This is a genomic window from Geobacter sp. OR-1 (genome assembly GCF_000813145.1).
Taxonomy (GTDB): domain Bacteria; phylum Desulfobacterota; class Desulfuromonadia; order Geobacterales; family DSM-12255; genus Geoanaerobacter.
In genome coordinates, this window is the sequence record NZ_BAZF01000039.1 from 1 (window position 1) to 9,549 (window position 9,549).

12 protein-coding genes are annotated in these 9,549 nt (G+C 39.7%); 6 read left to right on the forward strand and 6 right to left on the reverse strand.

The annotated features are described in order from the left end of the window. The 6 genes from OR1_RS20150 to OR1_RS21875 all read right to left on the reverse strand — a co-directional run. A partial coding sequence (locus tag OR1_RS20150) for a lipopolysaccharide assembly protein LapB (protein ID WP_041974869.1) occupies positions 1-1,376 on the reverse strand: 1,376 nt, incomplete at its 3' end. Continuing rightward, positions 1,370-2,557, reverse strand: a complete 1,188-nt coding sequence (locus OR1_RS20155) for a protein kinase (protein WP_041974871.1) — start codon at positions 2,555-2,557, stop codon at positions 1,370-1,372. The genes OR1_RS20155 and OR1_RS20150, both read right to left, overlap by 7 nt. A 40-nt stretch (positions 2,558-2,597) precedes the next feature. Then, entirely contained in the window at positions 2,598-5,282 is a 2,685-nt protein-coding gene (locus OR1_RS20160) for a phospholipase D-like domain-containing anti-phage protein (RefSeq protein ID WP_041974873.1), read from the reverse strand. Positions 5,283-5,294: 12 nt separating this feature from the next. Then, entirely contained in the window at positions 5,295-6,542 is a 1,248-nt protein-coding gene (locus tag OR1_RS20165; protein ID WP_052440721.1) for a hypothetical protein, read from the reverse strand. A 14-nt stretch (positions 6,543-6,556) separates the two neighbouring features. Further along, positions 6,557-6,709 (reverse strand): hypothetical protein, encoded by a 153-nt coding sequence (locus OR1_RS21870; protein WP_160295288.1) that lies wholly within the window; start codon positions 6,707-6,709, stop codon positions 6,557-6,559. A 103-nt stretch (positions 6,710-6,812) separates the two neighbouring features. Next, entirely contained in the window at positions 6,813-6,971 is a 159-nt protein-coding gene (locus OR1_RS21875; RefSeq protein ID WP_082003063.1) for a hypothetical protein, read from the reverse strand. Positions 6,972-7,157: 186 nt separating this feature from the next. On the opposite strand from OR1_RS21875, the gene OR1_RS22385 reads away from it, so the two are divergent. The 6 genes from OR1_RS22385 to OR1_RS20195 form a co-directional block, all read left to right on the forward strand. Continuing rightward, positions 7,158-7,400, forward strand: coding sequence for a hypothetical protein (locus OR1_RS22385; RefSeq protein WP_041974875.1), 243 nt, complete (start codon positions 7,158-7,160; stop codon positions 7,398-7,400). A gap of 18 nt (positions 7,401-7,418) precedes the next feature. After that, positions 7,419-7,616: a hypothetical protein gene (locus tag OR1_RS22390; protein ID WP_041974877.1), complete on the forward strand. Its 198-nt coding sequence runs from the start codon at positions 7,419-7,421 to the stop codon at positions 7,614-7,616. Beyond that, on the forward strand, positions 7,616-7,816 hold the full coding sequence (locus OR1_RS20180; protein ID WP_041974879.1) for a hypothetical protein: 201 nt from the start codon (positions 7,616-7,618) through the stop codon (positions 7,814-7,816). Before OR1_RS22390 ends, OR1_RS20180 begins: the two co-directional genes overlap by 1 nt. A gap of 370 nt (positions 7,817-8,186) precedes the next feature. Then, positions 8,187-8,432 (forward strand): hypothetical protein, encoded by a 246-nt coding sequence (locus OR1_RS20185; RefSeq protein ID WP_041974880.1) that lies wholly within the window; start codon positions 8,187-8,189, stop codon positions 8,430-8,432. Beyond that, positions 8,429-8,776: a hypothetical protein gene (locus tag OR1_RS20190; RefSeq protein WP_041974882.1), complete on the forward strand. Its 348-nt coding sequence runs from the start codon at positions 8,429-8,431 to the stop codon at positions 8,774-8,776. The genes OR1_RS20185 and OR1_RS20190 overlap by 4 nt, the downstream gene beginning before the upstream one ends. Before the next feature lie 340 nt (positions 8,777-9,116). Beyond that, a partial coding sequence (locus tag OR1_RS20195; RefSeq protein WP_041974884.1) for a hypothetical protein occupies positions 9,117-9,549 on the forward strand: 433 nt, incomplete at its 3' end.

Here is a 9,549-nt window from a genome sequence, read left to right on the forward strand (position 1 = left end):
GTAGATTTAATACATTCTTCAACATCATTGTTTATAACGGCATCCGAATATATCTTACTAATTAGTAGTAATGCTTTGCCTTCTACATCTTTAATATCTCTTCGCACAAATTCATTAAGCTTTATTGTTGATTTCTCATACTCTTCAAGACCCTCCAAGCAAGATAGATACTCGATATATATTTTGCACAAAACTCTATCGTTTATATCTGTATGTTCCTGCTCTACAAAATTACTAAGGATACCATAACATTCTTTGAAATGTTTTCTCTCATTTAACGCTATTGCCATGTTAAGTAACGGAATAGAGCGATTATTTTTATCTGATTTTGAATCTTGAATTGATTTATAAAGGCATTTGAATGCAATTTTATCGTTATTGAGCTTCCAATGTACTAACCCAAGATTATTGTATGCAGATGGTTCATCATGAATGGCAATCTGATTTTCTAATGCATGCCTAGCTTTTGTATATTTACCGGTAAAATAATAAGCTCTGGCAAGTCGCTCCCAAGCAAATTTAGATTTTTGGTTTAATTTCACATAAAATTCTAAAGGAGATATCGCTTTTTCATTACATTTTATTGAAAACATAACATCTGCATAAAATATCAAGGCATTTTCGTTTAATGGGTTAACGGCAATAGCCTTCTTTAGTTCTTTGGCAGTTTTTTCAGTATGGCCTAGTGACCAATGAGAAGCAGCTAGGTTGACGTAAAGGGCTGACGAATTTCTTTTTGTTTCGGAAGCAACTCTAAAATTCCTAATTGCCAGCTCACACTGACCATTATTTAGATGAATTAATCCCATGAACATTTGATGGCGAAAATCTGTAGGGTCAATTTTCCGGGCATTTTCTAAATACTTCATGGCGTTACTTAAATCGTTAGACTTGGCATACACGTATGCAATTCTGAGGTTCGAATATAAATCAGAAGACAGGTCACTTTGTTCGAAAGTGCTTTTAGCTTTATCATCCTTGCCTTGAAGTATCTGGGTGTCTCCAAGTTTGTTAAGTAATCTTGAGTCAGGATTGTTTTTGATTGCTTCTTGCAGAACAATTTCAGCCTTATCAAGCTCTCCAGATAAGGTTGCGACTCCTGCAAATTTCAATGCAAATGTTTTAGATTCTTTAAATCTATCTCTTTTCTTTGATAGATTAATTAGTTCATATTGGAATAGTTCCCTGAAGTTAAAAGGGTCTTGAGCAGATATCTCTACAACTGAAATATTTTGAGCCGGTTTACATCTGCTAATCTGAAGCTCATCAGCAGAAGGTAGTTCGAATCCGAGATGAAATAATGCTTCATCATCAAATATAATATCTATATCTCTTTTTTGAGCTTCAATTTCTTTTACTCTTTCTAATGTTAACATGATATGCTCTTTATTTTAGTTAAGTAATTGGTTAATCTGGCTTCTTTTTTTATGGTTTTTTCTATAGCTCTTAACTTAAGCAATTTTCTATGTTCTATTTTTTTCCTTTGATATAAATCATTGTCAAGTACTTTTATCGCTGTATCGATTCTATTTCGTATCTTGTCAAAATTACACAATCTCTTATTAAAATCGAATGCTACAAGTTCCTTGTATAGAGGTTCTATTAAGCTAATAATGGAAGCTGGTAGTGTACATCTATCCCCATAAAAATCTGGTGGGTCAACCATTTTTGAAAATGAAGACATATTGCTATTCCAGCAAGCAATTTTATCTTGCAACGTTTTGCACTGCATTAAATTAACCCCTAATGTTGTCATTATAACACGATAATTAGGGTTAGAAATTTGAGATTCAAAATACAACGAGTCGTTAAAAAGCTCGTAAAGCATACATCCTAAGGCATATATATCGGTAAATTTTGCAATATTCCTTTCTCCAGAAAAACCGAGAAAAGCTTCTGGAGCTGAATATAGATTTGCACCAACCTGAGCAGTATATTCTTCCAGGATTTTGGCTGAATCATATTGTGCAGCAGTTCCAAAGTCGATTACAAAAACTACCTTGTCATCAATCTTTGAGGAGTTCGCTCGCATATTGTCGGGTTTTAAATCTCTATGGAATATTCCGTTTTTATGTATTGCGTCTACTGCCAACAACACTAATTTAAACACAGTCAATTTAAGTTTTGCCGGTAAATTGTCCTTATTGAAAAAATAGTCGTCTATATCATAATCAATCCAGTCGGTTACAAAATAATCACATGGTAAATTAACTGCAAACCCATTAGGTAGTTTAATTTCTATAATATGCGAATTTATTTTGTCTACGATTTGTAAACAACGAGGTTTATTTAAAATATGGTCTAATATTTTAGGTTCTCGTTTAAAACAGTTAATTCTATAGTCATTACCCAGATGACTTGGGTCCATAAATTTAATGGCGACTGTTTTGTTGGTAGTAGTATCAAATGCTTTAAAAACAAGTGAAAAATTCCCTCGTTTATTTTCACCTGGGTCAGGTGGCCAATTAACACATTTGATATTAGTAAATCGGTTGTTGAGACAAGTAACCTTTAATAGCTCACTTACCAAATAATCTATATTTTGACTAGCTGACATTTAAGCCTCACACGAAAGCAATTTTATATTTACTAAACCCTTACCGCCACCCCTTCGACAAATGCTTCTTTCTATTCGTATTATCTAGAACCATTTCACACGTTTCCCAATCAACCCTATCAATTTTGTGGTACCGCAGTTCAAACGGATGCTTGTTCGGAACAGCATCGATGGTCTGTTTAGCCTGCTCAATTTCACCGATGGCAACATTAATCCAGACATCTTCCAGAATATCCGGCAACTGGCCAAACATTTTTGAAATGTCTTCAAGTCGTCCAGATAATAGCTCGTGAACACGGTCTTCAACGGAATCTTTGTAGCGCATATTGTAAATATCCACTTCATCACGAATCTGTCCGATTCGCTGGATTCGTCCTTTGCGCTGTTCGAGACGGGAAGGATTCCACGGTAAATCAAGGTTGATGAGTGTGCCAAGACGCTGTAGGTTTAGACCTTCTGAGGCGGCATCAGTGCCAAGTAAAAGACGCAATTCATGGCAACGAACCATCTCTTTGAGAACGTCACGCTTTACCGGTTCAAATAGTCCATCCAGAAGTATTCCCGATTTATTTGCCCCGGCATAAATACCAATTTTCTCACCTGGAAGTTCATTTGTAAGCTGGTTAGCAAGCCACCATATGGAATCATAAAACTGACTGAAAATAATGCATCCTTGCTCAAGCCACCCCTTATTCTTCAAAAGGCTAAGAACAACTGCATATTTGGGGTCACGAGACTGATTGGCTTCCAACGCTTTGATGAATCTGGAAAGAGCCTGCTGTTCAGCAGGGAGCAAGGTCTTGGGGTCAAGTTCGGAAAGGTCTTCATCTTCCGATTCTTCAATATCCACTTGGTTCCAGGTTGTCAGCATCTTTTGAGCGGTCAGTTTTCCAGCTTCAATTGAGCTACCAACTCTTCGCAGAAGAAGCGTTTTTAAAAAACCAGAATTCATTCTTGAGGAGATAAGTTCGCAGAAGGTCTCTGCATGGTGATACGCTTCTTTGAGGAATGGCGGCAGATGAACAGCATCTTCATCACGTTCCCCATGAAGCTTTACCTTAACCGGTTTCAGATATGTTTCTCCGGTTGCCGGGTTAATTGTGGTCTCAAGATATTCCCGCGTTCTCAGGACGATGTGACGGATAAAGGGATTATGGTCTTTTACAAAGTTTGCAAAGATTCCACGCAATCTTTTTTTATCAGCAGATGAAAGAGCCTGAAATTTACTCCCAACAGCAATAGCGTCACTCTCTGCCAGCTTGAGGGAGCGGCGAAGAACGGTATAGTCAACACCTTCAGATGTAGGTGGAAAAGGATTGCGGAGCCATTCCCACATCTCAATATCATCTTGAGGAAGTTCCTTGTCTCCCATAACGAGTTCGATTGCTTTGCGTGCAGAACGCCATGGCGAACCATGAGCACCCAGAACTGCATCAGAACCACGACTCAAGGCTTCCAGTAAGTCCCATACTTCGACAGGATGGAGCTGGACAGGGGTTGCTGTGGCAAGGAGCATACTCCTTGTGTTAGCCGAAATATCCTGAATGAAGGCAAGAAGGTTATTCGGGTCACTGCTTTCGTATTCTTTCCCTTTAGCAATCTTTTTCCGGCGAGCCTTATGTGCTTCATCAAGAATGACACATTCAAATTGCATACTGGCAAGCCAGTTCGCCACTTCAGTCTTCTGAATAATCAAGCCAGTGGAAACGATTCCTACCCAGCGAGGACAGTTTCTGATGGACTCTGGGCCTGTAGACGGATACTCCAGACCATTTTCATCTACCCATTGTTTCCCGTTCCAGACAGCAGAAGGCATATCCAGCAAGTTGCGTAATTCATCCTGCCACTGCCAGATAACTGTTCTTGGAGCCAGCACGAGAACCGGTTTATCACCGGCAAGGGCCATAAGTTCGGCTGACATTGCCAGTTGCAGGGTTTTCCCAAGACCTACTTGGTCGGCAAGGATGTATCTGGCTCCATGTGGGCCTGTATGTGCTTTGAAAGCAAGATTTACAAAAAATTTCTGATGTTCCCAGAGACCTACTTCTTTTCGATATACAGGGGATTCTATGATGGGAGCAGAAGGAACAGGATTCTCCCGCCATTTTTCGATACTGCCGATTACTTCACGTTTGGAAATACGCTCAATATCTTCAATTACAAAATCAGCTAGAGCAACTGCATTTGGAGATGACCAGAGAGCGTCAAATTCGTCTTGTACCCAGTCAATGGCTTCTTTTGTATCATCTTCCCAAACAATCTCGTAATTAAGCTGCCATGCCGATTTTGATTCGTTAGCACTACCCATGAATGCAGTCTTGCTGCCGTCTGGAAGGGTAATTACGCCAGCTTTGCCATGAATTAACCCGAAATGCTCATCAGGGAGAACCTTTACCTTGAGCTTCCCTGATTGTAGGAACTGGAACAAGCGGTTGAAGCGACCCTTGGCAAGTTCGCCCAGCTTTTCCGGTTCAGAAGCGCACCACTCACGCCGCATTGCCGCTTGAGCAGCTTTGGCAGTTATTACATCCTGAGGCTCAAGACCGGAATTACAAATAATACGAATTTCACCATCTACTTTTTCAAGTACTTCCCCAGCAACTTCGAGAATAGAGGAAGAAAAGTATCCGGCAATCCGGTCATATTTCTTTGCCCCGGTGAGTCTGGGGGTCAGAAACGATTCGTCCAGTTTTTGTAAGCGAGAAGTATAGCGTTGAACCGACATGCCGGATTCCTGTTACACAGAGTCGTTTTCTACCGTACCAGCCAGCAGTGTTGCCCATTTTGCATCTTCCTGCCAATGCTCAATAGGCATCTTGGCAATGTAGCGGAGTATAGACAATATAGTTTGCTTCTGCTGCCAATAATCTCCTGGGATTTCTTCTTTCAGCCAACGCAGTCCCAAGGATACATCTTCAGCAGCTACCACTTGAGAAATGGCAAAAAGTACATGGCGGGTGAGAGTAGAACCGAATCCGGGGGTTCCAACTTCACGGCGTTTAAATTCAGATGCAGTTTTGAGACGAGTTTCATTGGCTTTACCAGATTCAAGCATATTGGTGTACTCACGTAGACCAAAGCCTTTGGCAAACTCCTGATACACGCCTTGACGATAATCACCATGACTTTCAATTTCTAGACCCTTTATGTAAAACTTTTCATCGGCAGAGAGATTTCGCCAGAGGTCTCGACGGGTAATTTCATCGTCATGAAGGCTTTTGGGAATAAGGAAGTTAGAGGCAATTTTTACTCCACTTTCAATAATGGATTCGATTGGGGATTTGTCAGCATTTTTATTCCGTGGTCTAGACAATTCCCGCTCAATGTCCAAATCTTCAATTTGCTTGTAGCTTGTCAAGACTCGTAGAGCAGCAGCATAGGCGGCAAGCTGATAATCACTATCAGTGAAATTGGGGTCATCCTTATCTTCTACATCAAGCATAGATTGAAGTTGACGTTCTACTTCAGGCTTAATGTCATGAGTGATTTCATCAAGGAAACCGACTTCGTTAGATTGTCGTTTGCGAAGAACAAGTGTTACCGTTCCTTGAACATAATTGCCTTTCTTAATACCGATTGCGTCAGTTTCTGTAGCAATTGTCCAGGCTGATGTTACCTGTAACCCTGCTGCCCACAGAATAAGAGCCAAGTCTGCCCACACACCCGCATCCTGATGGGTAAACATAACTACCTGCATCCCATTGTCGGGCATGTTATTAGTTAAATTTTTATAGCAGTCTACCATCGAACGACGAAAAGCTTCGTCACTCCCTTTGACAGCAAGAGCACGCCGACTGTCAGAGTACCAATCTGGAAATAAAGATGTTAATTTTTTCCCATACCACGCAAGGAAATATTCAGTTAATTCATGATAATTTATTGCATCTGCATAAGGGGGGTCTGTAATCCAAAAATCATTCGAATAATCTATCTGCCTTGCATCTACGACTTTAACATTTGTTGCATTCGTAATCACCGGTTCCATTTAACCTTCACAACTTATTTTTCATCCTGCAACATTTTTTCAACCAAATAAGCAATCTGCTTACTGACACTCCGCTTTTCCCGTTTGGCAACAACTTTCAGTTTTTCATATATGTCCTTTTCGAGAACGACTGAAGCATTTACATGTGTTTCTGTATTTACTGGCATGAACTTTTTCCTCCCTATACATTTTTTCATATCATAGCAGTTAATAACTTTATAGTCAAGTTAATAACTATGATATAAAAATATGTACTGGGCGGGAAAGTAATTAAGAATTGTCTTTAGCTTCTAACCGCTCTTCAATCCAAAATAACACCTGTTTCGACACACTCCGCCGTTCCCTGTCAGCTAATTGCTTCAGCTTCTCGTAAATTTCCTTCGTCATTACTACAGATACGTTGGTGTGAGTCTCTTTATTGAAGCCCATAGCTCGTCTCCATGCACTCGTGCAATTTCTCTTGAAAAAAGTTATTAACCGTGATAGACTTTATATTATAATGATTAATTATATTGTTAGGTGTAATTTTAATCAAGATAATATACCAGAAAGATATAAATATCTATTACCAATTTACAAAAATATCATTTATCCCACCACGAAAGGAGAATAACCATGGGTAGACATGAAGTGTCTGTATCTCACGATATCGATGATGAACTGGCTCTGGAGATGCTGAATGCTGCACGGGCGATTGCCTGTGTAACTCACATCGTTGGTTCCAACAAATGTGAGATTAACGTTTGTGACATCCCGCTGCATGGAGAAAATATTGGCGATTGGAATGTAAAGGTTGAGCGGATTAGCTCTCCAAAGGATTTCCAAATGAAGTTGGTCAGAAAGACAGGACAGGCATGAACCAGACAGGAGGTATTGATGCTTAAACCGAGCGAGAGAAAACACCTTGAATCCATTCTTCAGAAAAATGCTGATGAGGGAACACGGCTTGCGAGAGCTATTGCTGAACATACTGCGGATTCAGGGGCAAGAAGGAGCCAGTTCCAGGTGTTAGATGTTTCGTTTGAGGAAGATGTTCACGACTGCTGGCGGGTTACAGTAGAAAGGATTTCTTGATGAGAACAGTTGATATCACGAAGAGAATAAAAAACCGCTTAAACCAGAAAATGCTGGAGACCCGGCGCAATGGATATATACAAATCCTGTCAGCATTATCTCTGGAAGTGAATCCCCCTGAAGGATTTTTAAATAAAAGTACGCTCCATCTTCAGCAGGAAGTAGTCAAGCTGGTCAGAATCACCATCAGTCATCAATAAAAAAGTCATTCCGGCAGTAACACTGTAGTCAACGCAAATCATTCACTATTTACCACAAATACTGCTGTAACAGGTGGTCATATGTCCCAAGAGTATGAGTTTCAAGCTGGTGAGGGGCTTTCATATCCAGTTGGCGAGTTACAAATGGGACGGGAATTTCATTGCATTGAATGCGGGAAATTATCGCGGCCATTCATGGTGATGAAGTCCCGCCATATTTTCTATTCATATTGTTCATTCTTGTGTGCGGTGCATGGGTACATGTCGATGGATATCGGGCCAGGACTTCAGTTCCAAGGGTCGAATAGTAATCGTAATCAACGGAAAAGATTGGTGCATTAGTTATTGAGGTAGTTACGTGAGGTCATTCATGGATGCAGAACGAAGAGATTTTCTGATTCAGAAAATGCGAGAGAGTGGTGTTGAGTTGGATGGTGTAGATGTTCCTGATTTTGATACTTGGGAAGGGTTCGGGGTTTTGTATCAATGGGCTAGCTCGCAGCCGTGGTGGGAGGAATTTGCGTGTGAAGGTTATCTTGACCCTATTTCACTGGCTATATTCACAAGGATGATTGATAGGGAGAAGTTTGCTCAGTTTTTGTGGGAGTTTCTATGAGCACGGCTGGGTATGAGAAGGATTGGATGAGGGGTGATAGGAATGGTGGTGAAAAAACTTGGCAGGGAGCCGTTGATGAGAGTCTTTCACGTGGGATTCCAGGTACTCAATATTTACCCAGGAGCGGTTTCGAAGCTTTCTGGTTCCGGCAGAAATGGTGCGTGAAGTGTCAGCATGAATTTTTGTTTTTTGAGCGGATTAAGAAGAAGGGAATGGATGGTAAGGACTATGACGGGTGTCCTATTTTGTTGAATCCGCTGGATGGGGATATTTCGATTTGGTGGTTTGGGGAGGATGGTATGCCGGTTTGCAGGTTGTTTGTGCCGGTGGATGGAAATGAATAGGTTTTTAGTGGGATTCTTTCGGTATCTAGTAGTTATTACCGTGCTGGTAATGATTTGGACTGCTGGATACTGGATGATGAGATGGCTGGTAGGTCAAAGTTGGATTATGAAGATTGATGTGAAGGAATTTGCGGCGAAAAGATGTTAAGTGGAAATAAATAATATTCCTATAAATACAAGTAAGGTCAATTACGGTTTGGCGTTACATAACATGCTGATAATAATGAGAAAAAGTGAGATATTGCCTTGTAAAAGTGCAGGGTTTTTGTTATAAAATACTATCAATAATTATTATACCTGGATGAAGCAATGAAGAAATGCATAACTAAAGGAGTTAACTATGAGAGTAATTATATATGTTGTTGCAGCGCTGGGTTTGTTGTTCACTGATGTTTATGCAGACACATTTGATTGCAATCTTGTATCTGCTGTAAAACACAACAGTAATTATTATAAAAAAGTATCAACTGCTATGAATAAAATGGTTGGTAAATATGATAAAAGTATTAAAGTTGATAAGATAACTTTATTATACGCTAAAAATGATTGGTTTATTGCAGATTGCACATTTAATAAAGTTGATGGCGGCATATTTGTATTACATATTAATAATAAAAAGATTGAAGTAGTAGAAGAACTAAGCGGAAATATACGAGGTGATAGCGAACAAGAATTAAGTGATATTATATATGACTACTTTACGAAAAATATTCATGATGTACCTAAAGATTTAATTTATTGTTCTTCTAAGAAAATAGCTAAAAATTGGGAAT